General features: G+C 44.0%; 13 protein-coding genes. All 13 read right to left on the bottom strand.

The window, feature by feature from the left end:
* Positions 1-52: 52 nt before the first annotated feature.
* The 13 genes from nuoN to F903_RS15005 all read right to left on the bottom strand — a co-directional run bounded on the left by nuoN (position 53) and on the right by F903_RS15005 (position 15,101).
* Positions 53-1,549, bottom strand: coding sequence for an NADH-quinone oxidoreductase subunit NuoN (nuoN, locus tag F903_RS14945; RefSeq protein ID WP_005198297.1), 1,497 nt, complete (start codon positions 1,547-1,549; stop codon positions 53-55).
* A gap of 3 nt (positions 1,550-1,552) precedes the next feature.
* Positions 1,553-3,151, bottom strand: a complete 1,599-nt coding sequence (gene nuoM / locus F903_RS14950; RefSeq protein WP_004669866.1) for an NADH-quinone oxidoreductase subunit M — start codon at positions 3,149-3,151, stop codon at positions 1,553-1,555.
* A gap of 1 nt (position 3,152) precedes the next feature.
* Positions 3,153-5,048 (bottom strand): NADH-quinone oxidoreductase subunit L, encoded by a 1,896-nt coding sequence (gene nuoL, locus F903_RS14955; protein WP_005198300.1) that lies wholly within the window; start codon positions 5,046-5,048, stop codon positions 3,153-3,155.
* Positions 5,045-5,353, bottom strand: coding sequence for an NADH-quinone oxidoreductase subunit NuoK (gene nuoK / locus F903_RS14960; protein ID WP_004638057.1), 309 nt, complete (start codon positions 5,351-5,353; stop codon positions 5,045-5,047). The genes nuoL and nuoK overlap by 4 nt, the downstream gene beginning before the upstream one ends.
* Positions 5,353-5,871, bottom strand: coding sequence for an NADH-quinone oxidoreductase subunit J (gene nuoJ / locus F903_RS14965; RefSeq protein ID WP_171065302.1), 519 nt, complete (start codon positions 5,869-5,871; stop codon positions 5,353-5,355). Before nuoJ ends, nuoK begins: the two co-directional genes overlap by 1 nt.
* Positions 5,871-6,413, bottom strand: coding sequence for an NADH-quinone oxidoreductase subunit NuoI (nuoI, locus tag F903_RS14970; protein ID WP_004669863.1), 543 nt, complete (start codon positions 6,411-6,413; stop codon positions 5,871-5,873). Before nuoI ends, nuoJ begins: the two co-directional genes overlap by 1 nt.
* A gap of 18 nt (positions 6,414-6,431) precedes the next feature.
* Positions 6,432-7,448: an NADH-quinone oxidoreductase subunit NuoH gene (gene nuoH / locus F903_RS14975; RefSeq protein ID WP_005198304.1), complete on the bottom strand. Its 1,017-nt coding sequence runs from the start codon at positions 7,446-7,448 to the stop codon at positions 6,432-6,434.
* A 3-nt stretch (positions 7,449-7,451) separates the two neighbouring features.
* The gene (nuoG, locus tag F903_RS14980) at positions 7,452-10,136 is read right to left on the bottom strand and encodes an NADH-quinone oxidoreductase subunit NuoG (RefSeq protein ID WP_005198305.1); all 2,685 of its coding nucleotides are present in this window, start codon (positions 10,134-10,136) and stop codon (positions 7,452-7,454) included.
* Between the two features lie 11 nt (positions 10,137-10,147).
* Positions 10,148-11,473: an NADH-quinone oxidoreductase subunit NuoF gene (nuoF, locus tag F903_RS14985; RefSeq protein WP_005198307.1), complete on the bottom strand. Its 1,326-nt coding sequence runs from the start codon at positions 11,471-11,473 to the stop codon at positions 10,148-10,150.
* On the bottom strand, positions 11,470-11,979 hold the full coding sequence (gene nuoE, locus F903_RS14990; protein ID WP_004669859.1) for an NADH-quinone oxidoreductase subunit NuoE: 510 nt from the start codon (positions 11,977-11,979) through the stop codon (positions 11,470-11,472). Before nuoE ends, nuoF begins: the two co-directional genes overlap by 4 nt.
* A 12-nt stretch (positions 11,980-11,991) precedes the next feature.
* A complete protein-coding gene (nuoC, locus tag F903_RS14995) occupies positions 11,992-13,779 on the bottom strand; it encodes an NADH-quinone oxidoreductase subunit C/D (RefSeq protein WP_005198308.1) in 1,788 nt (595 codons plus the stop codon).
* Between the two features lie 86 nt (positions 13,780-13,865).
* On the bottom strand, positions 13,866-14,543 hold the full coding sequence (locus F903_RS15000; protein WP_004669857.1) for a NuoB/complex I 20 kDa subunit family protein: 678 nt from the start codon (positions 14,541-14,543) through the stop codon (positions 13,866-13,868).
* A 6-nt stretch (positions 14,544-14,549) separates the two neighbouring features.
* Entirely contained in the window at positions 14,550-15,101 is a 552-nt protein-coding gene (locus F903_RS15005) for an NADH-quinone oxidoreductase subunit A (RefSeq protein WP_004669856.1), read from the bottom strand.
* Positions 15,102-15,436 lie beyond the last annotated feature (335 nt).

Below are 15,436 nucleotides of genomic sequence, written 5' to 3' on the forward strand. Positions count from 1 at the left end.
CTTCAATAAAAAAGCCCCCAATTTTGGAGGCTTTTTTGTACAAATCAGATCATTACTGCTGTTGAGATAACATAAAGTGCAATGGAGAAAGAATTTCTGCCTTCAATGCTAAGTTAATCATCGGATCTGGATAAATACCCAAGAACAACACCAACAATGCAGCACCGAGTACCATGATACCACCCACTTGTTGCCCCCAATGGGCATCAGCATCAATACGTGGTACATCAGGTGGTGTCATATACATGACCACCATCACACGGAGGTAATAATACAAACCGATACCACTACCGACCACGATCATCGCTGCCAAGAACCAGTGCTGAGTTGTAACTGCGGCCATCACAACAAGGAACTTACCAATAAAGCCCGCTGTTAATGGAATACCAGCCAAAGACAACATCATCACCGTTAAAGCGGCAGTCAAAATCGGACGGCGCCAAAACAAACCACGATAGTCTGCAAGACTTTGTGCTTCATCCACATTGTTATATGGACTGGACATCAATGCCACGACACCAAAGGCACCAATTGTAGTGAGTACATAAGTAATCACATAAACCGTTACGCTACCTAGACTTGCATAAGTCATGCTGATTAAAGCAATCAACAAATAACCAAAATGCGCAATCGATGAATAACCCAAGATACGCTTCAAGTTCACTTGACGTACCGCGAGTAAGTTACCCACCACGATCGACAATACCGCAAGGATGGTTAAAACCGTAATGAGTCCTTGATGTAAAATTGCGCCAGACGTAAGTATGTAACGAACAAACAAACCGATGGTTGCAACTTTGGCGACGGTTGCCAAGAATGTTGCCATAGGTGCTGGTGCACCTGCATACACATCTGGTGTCCATTTATGGAATGGTGCAAGCGAGAGTTTGAATGCGACTGCAAAGACAATTAAAGCCAAGCCCAATAACACCATTGGCTGATCAATGACAGCAAATAATGTCTGAACAGAGTCATAGAAAGACAACGAACCTGTATAGGCATAGATATAAGCCATACCCATCAACAACATTGCAGATGCAGTTGCAGATAGGACGAGGTATTTAATCCCTGCTTCCAAAGACTGACTACGTTGGTAGGTATATGCCAACATGCCATAAATTGGAATCGACATAAGCTCAAGACTGATGAAGAATGCCGCATAGTGTGAACTTGCAACCATCAACATTGCACCCGCTACTGAAGTCAGTAACAAGATATACAGCTCTTCGCGGTTGTCTTTATAAGTCTCAATATAGGCATGAGACAAAGTACAACATGCCAATGCAGCGATCAAAATTAAGAATTGATAGAGCATGGTAAATGGATCAACCATAAACATGCCCATCACGTTTACTGGAACAAAACTTCCACTAAACACGCTGTATACAACAAAGATTGCCGCAAGGTTTAAACCCACAACTGCGGTCGTGGCAATGAGGTTATGGTGACGTTTGATCGCAATCAATAACATCACCACGATTGCGGTCAATGCCACAATCATCACAGGCACAAGCGGCATAAGCTCAGAAAAAGAAAGTGTGAAGTTCATGATTTATTGCATCTCCACATGTTCAAGTTGAGTTGCTGCCTGCTGAACAGTTTCGACAACTTCTTGTACTGGCATATAACTATTTACGATCCATTGCATACTCGAATGAGATACATCCAAGAACGTTTGTGGGTAAATACCTAACCAAACTAAACCGATCACGCAAATCATCAAAATGCTGACTTCACGTGCCGATAGATCTTTGAGTGGACTTGTATAATGTTGCTTTTGTTCAGGGTTCGGTTCACCAAACAAGGCTTTATGAATCAAGATCAAACCATAAAGACCTGCAAATACCAAACTCACTGCTGCCATGATCGTGAACGTTGGGTAGGCTTTAAATGAACCCATTAAGATCAGGAATTCACCAATAAAGTTACCTAAGCCCGGTACGCCGACAAGCGCTGCCACGAAGAACATCAAGAAGAAAGGCAAGTATTGCAATTGACCACGAAGACCGCCCATTAAGCGCAAATCACGAGTGTGTAAACGCTCATAGACTTGACCAGACATAATAAACAATGCCGCTGATGACAAACCATGTGCCAGCATCATAATCATTAAGCCTTGGAAGGTCAGAATATTACCTGCATAGATTGCAAGTAAAATGAAACCCATGTGTGAAATAGACGTATACGCAAGTAAGCGTTTCATATCTGTTTGCTGGTACGCTAAGAATGCACCGTAGAAAATACCAATCAGACCCAAAATGATTGCGATATCAGCAAATTGTGCTGATGCCGCTGGGAAGAATGGAATCACAAAACGAAGCAAACCGTAGGCTGCAGTTTTAATCAAAATACCCGCTAAGTCCACAGAACCCGCTGTTGGTGCTTGCGCATGCGCATCAGGCAACCAACCGTGTAATGGGAATACAGGCAATTTCACCGCAAAACCAATGAAGAAACATAGCATGAATGCATAGGCAACTTCAGGTGGTAAATGGTTCGCTACAGCGAGTAAGTAGTTGTAATCGAAACCAATCATGCCCGTCATCATATATCCATAAACCACGAGGCCTAGGATACCGATCAACATAATCAAACCAGCGATTTGAGTATATAAGAAGAACTTGGTTGCAGCATAAACACGTGAACGACCATTCGAGCCTTTATGACCCCATAACGCAATCAAGAAATAGATTGGTACAAGCATCATCTCCCAGAAGAAGAAGAACAAGAACATGTCAATCGCAAGGAAGACACCAATAACCCCACCCAAACTCCAAAGTAAGTTTAAGTGGAAGAAACCGACGTTTTTCTGAATCTCGCCCCATGAACAGCCAACTGCAAGTACACCCAGTAATGCAGTCAGTAGCACCATCAATAGAGATAAGCCATCCACCGCTAAGTGAATACTAATACCTAAAGTCTGAATCCAAGGAAGATGAAACTCCGCTGCCCAAACTGGAACTTTTGAGCCGATTTCATAAACGAATGTGCCACTTTGCCATAACGCGATACCTAAACCTAAGGTAATCAGCATACCAATCAAGGCAATCCAGCGCGGTAAATGTTGGTCGAATTTATCTACCAACCAACAAATAAAACCAGCAATGAAAGGAACTAAAATCAGTGCGGGTAAAATTAAATTGTTTTCCATTTTATTTCCCCACAACCTCAATAACGATCAAGACCATCAATAGCACCACGATACCAAGTGACATGCTTGATGCGTATTCACGTAATGAACCTGTTTGACGCGAACTTGTAAAGCTATTACCACCTTGCACGATCGCAGGAAGTACCAGCCACAAACCATCTACTGGATCGCGACCTAAAATTTTCGCAATCAATAAATAAGGTTTTACAAATACAATGTTATATAAAGCATCGAAACCAAATGCAGTACGGCAGATGTGTGCTAAACCTGAACCCAACGATGTTTGAGCAAAAGATTTGACCGCACCATAGGCAAAGACAAACAGCACAATACCAACCACTAAACCAGCAAGCGCAATACCAACCGCTTTTAATTCAACCGCATGCTGTAAATGTGCTAGCGCATCCGTCATTACAAATGCAGGGATACCCGCGGTATTTAACAGACCTTGTACCGGACCTTGCAACAAAGCACCAACGCCAGTTGAAAGTACAGCCAAAATTGCAAGCGGCGCCCAGTAAGTCGCACCTTTGATTTCGTGATATGGGGTCTTTTCTTCACCAAAGAATACAATCCAAATCAAACGGAACGTATAAATAGAGGTTAAGAATGCACCAGCAACACCCACCCAGAATAATGAACCATAGGTCTCAATACCTGTAGTGTGACCATGTGCCCAAACTTGCCATAAAATCGCATCTTTAGAGAAGAAGCCGACGGTGATGAATGGAATTGCCGCTAACGCACCGCCACCAATCGCAAAACATGCAAATAAGAATTTGTTGTGCTTGAACAAGCCGCCCATCTTGAAAATGTTTTGCTCATGATGGTAGGCCAAAATAACCGCACCAGAAGACAAGAACAATAACGCTTTAAAGAATGCATGCGTCAACATGTGGAACAAACCTGCTTGGTATGCTTCAGCACCCACCGCCATAAACATATAACCGAGCTGACTCATGGTTGAGTAAGCCAAGATACGTTTGATGTCAGTTTGAACCAATGCTGCGAAACCAGCCACCAGCAATGTCACCGCACCTGTAATCGAAATGAATTGCATCACTTCTGGTGCCATTTCCATCACAGAGAACATACGGCAGCATAAATACACACCCGCTGTAACCATGGTCGCTGCGTGGATCAATGCAGAAACTGGTGTAGGACCAGCCATCGCATCCGCTAACCATGTTTGGAGCGGAATTTGCGCTGACTTACCTGCTGCACCCAAGAACAACATCAATGCTGTCCAGATCGACAATGAAGAGCTTTGCGTCATCACCGCTGCTGCATTTTCAACAATGTACTGTGTATTCAAAGTACCAAACTGTTGATAGAGCAAGAACAATGCGATCAGTAAAAATACATCACCCACACGCGTTACGGTAAATGCTTTGATCGCCGCCCAACCATTGGCAGGGTTTGAATAATAGAAACCAATCAGCAAGTACGAGCACAGACCTACGCCTTCCCAACCTAAGAACAATAACGCTAAGTTATCGCCCAGTACCAACAACAACATGCTGGCAACGAATAGGTTGAAGTAAGAAAAGAAGCGCGCATAGTCTTCTTCACCACGCATATACCAAGATGCAAAAATATGGATCAGGAAACCAACCCCTGTCACCATTCCCATCATCAGTAATGAAAGGCCATCAAGTTGTAGGCTAATTCCCGGCTCAAAACCAGCAACACTGAACCATGTCCACAAGTGTTGAATAAAGACAGTTTCGCCACTATTGCTAAACGCCAAACCTGCAATTAAAGCAAATAGAGCAGATAAACCAACTGACCCCACACCAATAATTGCGGCTACATTTTCAGAAAGTTTGTTACGTCCTGCCGCTAAAAGGATAAAACCAATGAGCGGAAATAAAACGGTTAAATATAATGTACTCATCCGCGCATCTCACTAGCAGCATCCACATCCAAATGATGGAAGCGATGATAGAACTGAAGGACGATCGCAAGACCGATACACGCCTCTGCCGCTGCAAGGGTCAAAATCAAGATGAACATGACCTGTCCATCTGGTTGCGCCCAAACACTGCCCGCGAGAACGAATGCCAATGCAGCAGCATTCATCATCACTTCAAGGCTCATTAACATAAATAATAGGTTGCGTCGCACCATTACACCGTAAAAACCCAGTGCAAAAAGGATGGTTGCGACAATCAAACCATGTTCTAAAGGGATGTGTCCCATTATTCTTTATCCTCTTCTGCACCTGGTTCACGTTTGCCTAGATGGAATGCTGCAACTAAGGCTGCAAGCAATAACATCGCGGCAACTTCTACCAATAATAGATAATGCGTAAATAATGCTTGTCCTACTGCTTTCGGACCCACCACTTCACGCCCCATCACTGCACCCGAAGTCGTATAGTCACTACCCAGCATCCAGACTAAAAGCAAGCCCATGAGAAAACTCATCAATGCAGGAAATGCCCAAGCATCAGAGCTTAACCACTTACTCTCTTGTTCAACGGTGTCTTGACCAAGATTTAACATCATGACCACAAACACGAACAAGACCATGATCGCGCCCGCATAAACGATGATCTCAAGCGCAGCAGCGAATGGCGCGCCGACGATCAGGAAAATACCTGCAACCGCAAGAAGTGACACGATCAAACTTAAAAGTGCATGTACAGGATTCGTATTGGTCACAACACGAATAGTCGAAACAATGGCCACAAGTGCCATCAAATAAAATGGCCACATCATGGTAATAAGCTCCGTACATCGATTGGTGCACTTTCTTTTTGTGCTTGACCTTTGCCTTTACCATCAATCGCCATACCAGCAACACGGTAGAAGTTATAGTCAGGGTATTTACCCGGCCCAGAAATCAATAAGTTTTCTTTCTCGTAAACCAAATCTTGACGTACATATTCACCCAATTCGAAATCTGGGGTCATTTGAATCGCAGTTGTTGGGCAAGCTTCTTCACACATACCGCAGAAGATGCAGCGAGAGAAGTTAATACGGAAAAACTCTGGATACCAACGTCCATCTTCTTTTTCCGCTTTCTGTAATGAAATACAGCCCACAGGACATGCAACCGCACAGAGGTTACATGCCACACAACGCTCTTCACCATCTGGATCACGCGTCAATACAATACGACCACGAAAGCGTGGAGGCACAATTTGTTCTGCTGGTACTTCTGGATATAAAATCGTGTCACGTTTACGCGTTACGTGGCTAAACACCATCCATAACGAACGTACAATCGATCCGAATCCAGCTAGAATTTTATACATTTTGTACTCCCTGCTGTCCTAGGCCTGATTCATCAGAATCACAGCACCAGTCACTAACAAGTTGACCAACGCCAATGGCAAACAAACTTTCCAACCAAAATTCATTACTTGGTCATAACGCGGACGCATTAACGAGCCACGAGCCAAGACAAACATCATTACAAAGAATGCTGTTTTGATAATGAACCAAAATACGGGTGGAACAAATGGAATTTCTAAGTTAAATGGTGCAAGCCATCCGCCGAAGAATAAAGTCACGATCAAAGCAGAGATCAGCACCACGTTGACATATTCAGCAACGAAGAACATCCCCCACTTCATCCCACCATATTCAACATGGTAACCCTCTGCCAATTCTTGCTCAGCTTCAGGTTGGTCAAATGGATGACGATGCGTTACCGCAACGCCTGCAACCACAAAGATCAAGAAACCTAAGAATTGTGGAATGATGAACCACATATCACGTTGTGCTTCAACGATTTCACGAAGGTTAAATGAGCCTGCAATCGCAACCACACCCATCAACGAGATACCCAAGAACACTTCATAAGAAATGGTTTGAGCCGCAGAACGTAAACCGCCTAATAATGAGTATTTGTTGTTCGATGCCCAACCGCCAAACAACACGGCATAAACTGCAATACCTGCCATTGCCATAAAGAACAATAGACCGATACTCATATCTGCTACGCCCAACACCGGACTCACAGGAATAACCATGAATGAAAGTACCGCAGTTGCCATCGCAACTGCTGGTGCTAAACGGAAGGTTAACTTATCTGCAAACTTTGGTGTCCAGTCTTCTTTAAACATGATCTTGAGCATGTCGGCAACGATCTGGAACATACCACCTGGACCAACACGGTTTGGACCATAGCGGTCTTGCCAGAGCGCCAAAAGACGACGTTCAATAAACGACATCAATGCCGCGACCAGCACCACAACCAGCAAAATGACAATCGCTTGAATCACTGAATAAGCGATTGGCCATTGATCAGCCCAAAGTGGCGTTTGACGTATAAATTCTTGATTCATGAATTACACTCCTACTGCCACAGACACAGGCTCAGCCAATGAAACTGTTGGTGCTAAACCAATTGGATAACCAATATAACCCGTTGGTAAATATTCAATCACTTGTACTGGTAAGCTAATGCTGGTTTCACCCGCCTTAACCGTAATACGTTGACCATCTTGAACATTCAAACGTGTCGCATCTTGTTCAGCCACTGCAAACATCGCTTCAGGAATACGAGATTCCATCGCAGGCGTTTTAATCGTGAACTCACCAGAACCAAAAATATGGTGCATTGGTACAAGACGGAAACTTTCAGGATTCACCACAACTGCTGTCGGTGCAACATAACTACGTGCTGGACGCTTGGCTAAACGATCGAATAATCGAACACCTGAATCACCACCTTTTAAGTGTCCACCCACTTCATCTTGGTATTTGTTCCAAGCTTGTGGTGAGTTCCACCCTGCAGCCCATGCAAATGGAACTAACGATGACGCATTCTGTGTGCCAACATAACCTTCCATCGAATAGGTCAATGCAGAATCTAGATCAGTCGGTTGTTTTGGCTCATGTACAGAGATTCCAGCTCGCATCGCAGTACGACCCGAATAACGACGTGGTTCACGCGCAATTTTCAAACCATGAACACGATAGCCAGCATCTGGTGCAACATCTTGAATCGCTTCGAGTGCTGGAACATTCTTCACGATGTCATCAATCACATCATCAAGTAGCGTCCAGTCAACTACTTTACCTTTCATGCCCGTTTCAATGGCATGTAACCAGCGCCATGATTCTTTAATCGCATAATCAGGTTTGTAGTAGCTTGGGTCATAGACTTGATAGAAACGTTGTGCACGACCTTCTTGGCTCACCACCGTACCATCACCCTCAGCAAAACTTGCTGCTGAAAGGACGATATCCGCCAATTTCAAGGTTTCAGTTTCGCTGTGGTCGAGTACGATCACTGTTTCAGCTTTATCTAACCCAGCTTTGACTTGTGCAACAGGTAAACGACGCGTTAAATCATTTTCAACAATCACAACTGCATCGAAATCTTGTGCAAAGGCTTGTTCTAAACTTAAACCACCAAACAATGCCAAGCCCATTGAGTTCACTTCAGGAACCGTCAAAGATAAACCTGCATTTCCACCCAAGTTTTGAGCAACTTGTGCTGCTGCTTCCATGATTGCAGTATCTTGCAGACTCGTACCAGAGATAATCAATGGCTTGGTCGCTGCTTTCAATGTGTCAGCAATGGTTTGCGCAAATGCTTTTGCATCATCTGCGAGACCTGTAAGTACTTCACCTTTAACCGCAGCCGCAACCGCAAAACCTAAACGCGCGATATCATTTGGTGATGCAACCACTTCACCCGTTGCCACATCCGCTAAACGCGTTTGTGTTGCAGCAAGGATATAGATTGGAGATTTTGCATCTTGACCAATACGTTGTACAGGTTCTGCTAACCAATCTGGTGTGCGTGTTTTAGCCGCCATTTCTTTGGCTTTATTTTTCGCAGCTTGGCGAACAGACAAAGCCATACGTGGCGCAGTTTGGGTTAAGTCTTCACCCAAGATCAACACTGCATCATAGCTTTCAATTTCACGCATGTTCGGGTTATGAATACCTTGTGTTTGCATGATTGACGCAGCCAATTCAACCAGATTTTGCTCTTTTTGCGACATTCCTGTTGAATAGTTGTCTTGTCCAACCAATTCACGAAGCGCGTAGTTTGATTCCAAGCTTGCGCGTGGTGAACCAATTCCTAACACTTTCTTGCCTTGAAGTTGGCCAATCACTTGATCAAGTGCTTGATCTACAGTCACAGTTGCAGCAGTGTCACCATTGCGGAACTGTGGTTGACGAGGACGATCTTCACGGTTGACATAGCCAGTACCGAAACGCCCTTTATCACACAGGAAGTATTGGTTCACTTCACCATTGAAGCGGTTTTCGACACGACGGATTTCGCCATAACGCTCACCCGGTGAAATGTTACAGCCTGAAGAACAGCCAAAACAGACACTTGGTGCGTACTGCATGTCCCATTTACGGTTATAACGTGCAGAATGGGTCTTATCGGTAAATACACCTGTTGGGCAGACTTCCGTCAAGTTACCAGAGAATTCAGATTCTAAGGTTCCTGATTCTGGACGACCAAAATACACACGTGATGCATTGGCAAACACACCGAAGTCTGTACCACCAGCATAGTCTTTGTAATAACGCACACAACGATAGCATGCGATACAACGGTTCATCTCATGCGCAATAAACGAACCCAACTCTTGGTTATGATGGGTACGCTTGGTAAAGCGATAGCGACGACGATCGTGCTGCGTCATCACCGTCATATCTTGTAAATGACAGTGCCCACCTTCTTCACAGACTGGACAGTCGTGTGGGTGGTTAGTCATTAAGAATTCAACGATCGATGCACGAAACTCAGTTGCTTCTTTGTCTTCGATTGAAATATAGGTGTTGTCGGTCGCAGGTGTCATACATGACATCACTAAACGTCCACGTGTGTCCTCAGGATTTGCATACTGAGTCACCGCACATTGACGACAAGAACCAACTGAACCTAAGGATGGGTGCCAACAAAAATACGGAATATCAAGCCCGAGAGATAAACATGCTTGTAGCAAGTTCTCAGAACCATTGACTTCGTACGATTTTCCATCGACATGAATTGTAGCCATAGTCGAATTCCTTAAACTTGTTCTACGTCAAGAGCTGGAGCATGGGTTTTAACCTTCGCTTCAAACTCATGGCGGAAATATTTTAATGCGCCCATCAGTGGTTCCATCGCACCCGGTGCATGGGCACAGAAAGTCTTACCGATCCACAACTTTTTAGTCAGTTCAGATAGATGTTGAATGTCTTCCATCTTCCCTTTACCATCTTCAAGTGCTTTCAATGCCTTAACAGCCCAAGGTAGGCCATCACGACACGGTGTACAAAAACCACAAGATTCACGCGCAAAGAATTCTTCTAAATTACGAGTCGCTGAAACCATACATTGGGTTTCATCTACCACCATCAGCAAACACGTTCCTAAACGAGAACCCGCCTTCATAATGCTTTCTGCATCCATTGGTAGGTCAATGTGTTCAGCAGCTAAGAAATCTGTCGATGCACCACCCGGTAACCATGCTTTCAAGGTTAAACCATCACGCATACCCCCCGCATGGTCTTCAATCACTTCACGCGCAGTGGTACCAAATGGAAGTTCCCAAAGTCCTGGGAATTTCACTTTACCTGACGCACCATAAATCTTGGTGCCTGGGTCTTTGGATTTATGCGCAGAAAGATTGATATACCATTCAGGACCACGCAGCATAATCGCTGGCAAGTTATTGTAGGTCTCAACGTTATTTACAATCGTTGGACGACCCCATGCACCTGCTACTTGTGGAAATGGTGGTTTAGTACGTGGGTTAGCACGGCGACCTTCGAGCGAGTTAATCAATGCAGTTTCTTCACCACAGATATAACGCCCTGCGCCTGTATGCACGTGCATCTCGAAGTTCCAGCCCGTTCCTAGGATATTTTCACCCAAGTAACCTTTGGCACGGATTTGCTCTAATGCTTCATTGAGATATTGCGCTGCTTCGATGTATTCACCACGAATGAAGATATAACCATGAGTTGCTTCAAGGGTATAACCCGCAATCAACATGCCTTCGATCAATTGATGCGGAAGTTGTTCCATCAACAAACGGTCTTTAAAAGTACCCGGTTCCATTTCATCAGCATTACAGATCAAATAACGTGGACCACCATCATTTGGTGCCATTAATGACCATTTAATTCCTGCTGGGAAACCTGCACCACCACGACCTTTTACGGTTGCAGCTTTGACCACTTCCAATACATCTTTTGGTGGCATACTGAGTGCTTTTTTAAAGCCTGCATAACCTTCAAGCGCTTCATAATCATCAGCAGCACGAACATGCTCTTGCTTACTCAAACGCCAAGTCAATGGATGTGTTTCTGGGTTACCGTCGCCATAGATTGGTTTTGGTTCAGTATTCATACATACTTCTCCAATAACTGTTTGACCGATGACACATCCACTAAACCGTGGGTATCTTCATCAATCATTAAAGTTGGACCTTTGTCACAGTTGCCTAAACAACAAATTGGCAGCAAGGTAAAACGACCATCTGCTGTGGTTTGTCCATACTGGATTCCCAACTCGCGCTGGAACGCCTCTGCCAAAGTTTCTGCACCCATCAAGAAGCAAGCAATAGAGTCACACAATAAAATCACGTGACGGCCTACAGGCTGGCGATAAATGCGGTTATAGAACGTTGCTACACCTTCCAAATCAGCCACACTCATACTCAACAATTGCGCAATCGCATTCATTTGAGCGTCATCTACCCAACCATTACGGCGTTGTACACACTTGAGCGCATCCAGTGATGCAGCACGTGGGTACGGATAGTGATCAATGTGATGTTCAATGTCATGGATTTCTTCAGCAGTCAAAATCCCTTCAACATTCACACGAGGTTTTTTATCAGTCAAAATCATCATTATCGTTTACCCCTAGCGATCCACGTCAGCCATAACCACGTCAATGGTCGCCAAATAGATGATCAAATCAGAGACCAAGCTACCATTAATCACTGAAGGCATTTGCTGTAAGTGAGTGAATGTTGGCGTACGGATACGAGTACGGTAACTCATCGTCGACTTATCAGACGTGAGGTAATAGGTACTTGCACCTTTCACCACTTCAGTCATAAACGATGCTTCACCTGCTGGCATTACAGGACCCCATGACACGCTCAAGAAGTGCGTAATCAAAGTTTCAATATCTTGTAAGGTCTTGTCTTTTGGTGGTGGAACAGCCAGTGGATGATCCGCTTTATATGGGCCAGAAGGCATATTATCTAAGCACTGTTGAATAATTTTCAGTGACTCAGTAATTTCACGGAAGTGAACCAGAACACGCGCGTACGCATCGCCTTCATATTCAAGTGGAATATCAAAATCAAAGTTTTCATAACCACTGTATGGACGATATTTACGGACATCAAAATCAATGCCCGTTGCACGTAAACCTGTACCTGTCACACCCCAAGCCAACGCAGATTTCGCATCGTATTGCGCTACATTACGCGTACGACCAATAAATACTGAGTTTTTAAGTGCGGCAGTGTAGTACTCGTTCAAACGTTTCGGCATCCACTCCAACAACTCTTTAACCAGTTTTTGCCAGTTGTTTGGAAGATCATGTGCCACGCCGCCAATACGGAACCATGCTGGGTGCATACGGTAGCCTGTAATCGCCTCAACGATGTCATAGACTTTTTGACGATCTGCGAACATATAGAATACTGGTGTCATACCACCCGCATCCTGAATCGCCGTACCACAGAATAATAAGTGGTTATTGATACGGAACAATTCGTTCAACATGACCCGAATCACTTGCGCACGGTCAGGAACTTTGATTCCTGCCATTTGCTCTACAGCCATCACATACGGCATGTTCTGTGCACAACCACCCAAGTAGTCCACGCGGTCGGTATAAGGGATAAATGAATGCCACGTCTGACGTTCAGCCATCTTTTCCACACCACGGTGGTGATAACCAATATCAGGCACACAGTCTTTCACTTCTTCACCATCCAACTGTAAAACCACACGGAATGCACCGTGCGCAGATGGATGGTTAGGACCTAAGTTGAGGAACATGAAGTCTTCATCAGCGTTGCCGCGTGTTAGACCCCAGTCTTCTGGTACAAAACGTAAATGTTCTTGTTCGAAGTCTTGCTTGGCTTGGTCTTGCATATACGGCGTATATTCTGTCGCACGGGCAGAATATTCTTTACGTAACGGATGACCTTCCCAATAGGTTGGTAACAAAATACGACGGAGCATTGGATGCCCTTCGAAATTGATCCCAAACATATCGTAAGCTTCACGCTCGTACCAGTTTGCATTTGGCCAAATATTGGTTGCCGTTGGCAGGTTTAAATCATTTTCATTCAAAGCCACTTTGACACGAATATCACTATTACGCTCAAGTGAAAGTAAATGATAAAACACAGTGAAGTCAGATGCAGGTAAACCATCGCGATGAACACGTAAACGCTCATCCATCGCAGATAAGTCAAATAGCATGACATAAGGACGTTCTACTTTACGTAAGAACATAAGGACTTCTTGCACGCGTGCGCGCTCAACCCAGACTGTTGGAAACTCTTCAAAAGTCGCCTGCACGTAGAAGTTCTCACCAAATTTATTTTTGAGCTCTTCTACGATTGCAAATGCTGGGCGTGAATCAACTGGTGTTGACTCTGGCATAGCAATGTCAGTTTCAGCCATTGGTTTGGCTTCCTATTCAATACAAATTCTGGCAATTTTTTAGATGACCATACCCATCAGATATGTCAAAAACTCATCTTCAAAAATTATTTAATTTCATCCATAGAGCGCAAGTTTTTCACCGCAATACGTTCCGCATTTTTACGATCGCGTTCTGGCATCATCTTTGGCTTATACACAGGCTGAAGATCATCACCAATTACGGCTGAAAGTGGGCGGCGCTCAAGTTGAATTTGGTCTTGTAATAACATTAAAGCTTGGATCAATGCCTCTGGGCGCGGAGGACAACCTGGGACGTACACATCAACAGGAATAATTTTGTCTACACCTTGAACCACAGAATAGATGTCGTACATGCCACCAGAGTTAGCACAAGCACCCATTGAAATGACCCATTTAGGCTCAAGCATTTGTTCATACAAGCGTTGAATTACAGGTGCCATTTTGACAAAGCATGTTCCTGCAACAATCATCAAATCAGCCTGACGTGGTGAAGCTCGAATAACTTCTGCACCGAACCGAGATAAATCATGTACGCCAGTTAATGTGGTTGCATATTCGACGTAGCAGCAAGAAGTACCAAAGTTAAATGGCCACAAAGAGTTTTTACGACCCCAGTTGACTGCTGTATGCACAGCATCTTCTAGACGAGTCATCATCACACTTTTATTGACTTCTTCCTCAAGTGGATCAGTTACGATTTGACGATCTTGTAATGGATATTGATCGGCATCCGGATTCGCACGGGTTAAAGTATATTTCATCCCGACTTACTCCTGTTCAGATGATGAGGTAGTCGGTGTTTTAGACTTAACACGACCAGAAGACTGCGCTGGAATTTGACCAGTAGGATCGATCACCAATTCTTCAATGTTATTGAATCGAGTAATGTCAGCGATATTCATATTTGGCGAACCAATCTTAGTTTTCACACCAGCCGCTTTACGACGATCTGAAGGTGCCCAGTTAAGTCCACCTGTAGAAAGCTCGTAAATCAAACCAATAAGTAATACTAAAATAAACACTGCGGCAGTGATAAAGCCAACCCAACCGACTTCACGGACAGAGGTTGCCCATGCATAGAGGTAAAGGGCTTCTAAATCAAAAACGACAAAGAAAATCGCAACGAGATAGAACTTGGCTGACAAGCGAATACGAGCACCGCCCGCACTTACTACACCTGACTCAAACTGTTCTTGCTTGGCACGTCCCCAAGCTTTACCCCCAAGGAGTAAAGGAACGGTCAGCATAAAAACGCAAAGAAATGTAACGCCGATCACGAAGGCAATAATCGCCCAATCGTATGGAGTAATGGCACTCATGCGGGGATAACTCCTGGCAGGCCTATTTTTAACAAAGAATGTATGTATTGGCCTTCAAATACACCAAACACAAAATTAATTCCGCCAATTGTACCTGATTTCTAATTTCGCATGCTAGTTGAAGCGCTTTAGTCTTTCGGATGATTTTGTCCTTAAAATTACAAATATATCCAAGATCATGGTTAATTCACCCTTAAAAATCGAATTAACAAATCAAACATAGCATGTTAATCATTTTTTTCTTTACTTATGTACCAAAAACTATCGCAATCTATGGTCTATGCTCACAATTAATGCTCAATGCACTAAATCATTGCATTAATACAAATTTATGA

The sequence above is a fragment of the Acinetobacter sp. NIPH 298 genome, from assembly GCF_000369505.1.
Taxonomy (GTDB): Bacteria; Pseudomonadota; Gammaproteobacteria; order Pseudomonadales; family Moraxellaceae; genus Acinetobacter.

Bases quoted from the DNA above. Each gene is read 5' to 3' on its own strand.
- nuoN (WP_005198297.1), bottom strand. From the start codon at position 1,549: ATGAACTTCACACTTTCTTTTTCTGAGCTTATGCCGCTTGTGCCTGTG.
- nuoM (WP_004669866.1), bottom strand. From the start codon at position 3,151: ATGGAAAACAATTTAATTTTACCCGCACTGATTTTAGTTCCTTTCATT.
- nuoL (WP_005198300.1), bottom strand. From the start codon at position 5,048: ATGAGTACATTATATTTAACCGTTTTATTTCCGCTCATTGGTTTTATC.
- nuoK (WP_004638057.1), bottom strand. From the start codon at position 5,353: ATGGGACACATCCCTTTAGAACATGGTTTGATTGTCGCAACCATCCTT.
- nuoJ (WP_171065302.1), bottom strand. From the start codon at position 5,871: ATGTGGCCATTTTATTTGATGGCACTTGTGGCCATTGTTTCGACTATT.
- nuoI (WP_004669863.1), bottom strand. From the start codon at position 6,413: ATGTATAAAATTCTAGCTGGATTCGGATCGATTGTACGTTCGTTATGG.
- nuoH (WP_005198304.1), bottom strand. From the start codon at position 7,448: ATGAATCAAGAATTTATACGTCAAACGCCACTTTGGGCTGATCAATGG.
- nuoG (WP_005198305.1), bottom strand. From the start codon at position 10,136: ATGGCTACAATTCATGTCGATGGAAAATCGTACGAAGTCAATGGTTCT.
- nuoF (WP_005198307.1), bottom strand. From the start codon at position 11,473: ATGAATACTGAACCAAAACCAATCTATGGCGACGGTAACCCAGAAACA.
- nuoE (WP_004669859.1), bottom strand. From the start codon at position 11,979: ATGATGATTTTGACTGATAAAAAACCTCGTGTGAATGTTGAAGGGATT.
- nuoC (WP_005198308.1), bottom strand. From the start codon at position 13,779: ATGGCTGAAACTGACATTGCTATGCCAGAGTCAACACCAGTTGATTCA.
- F903_RS15000 (WP_004669857.1), bottom strand. From the start codon at position 14,543: ATGAAATATACTTTAACCCGTGCGAATCCGGATGCCGATCAATATCCA.
- F903_RS15005 (WP_004669856.1), bottom strand. From the start codon at position 15,101: ATGAGTGCCATTACTCCATACGATTGGGCGATTATTGCCTTCGTGATC.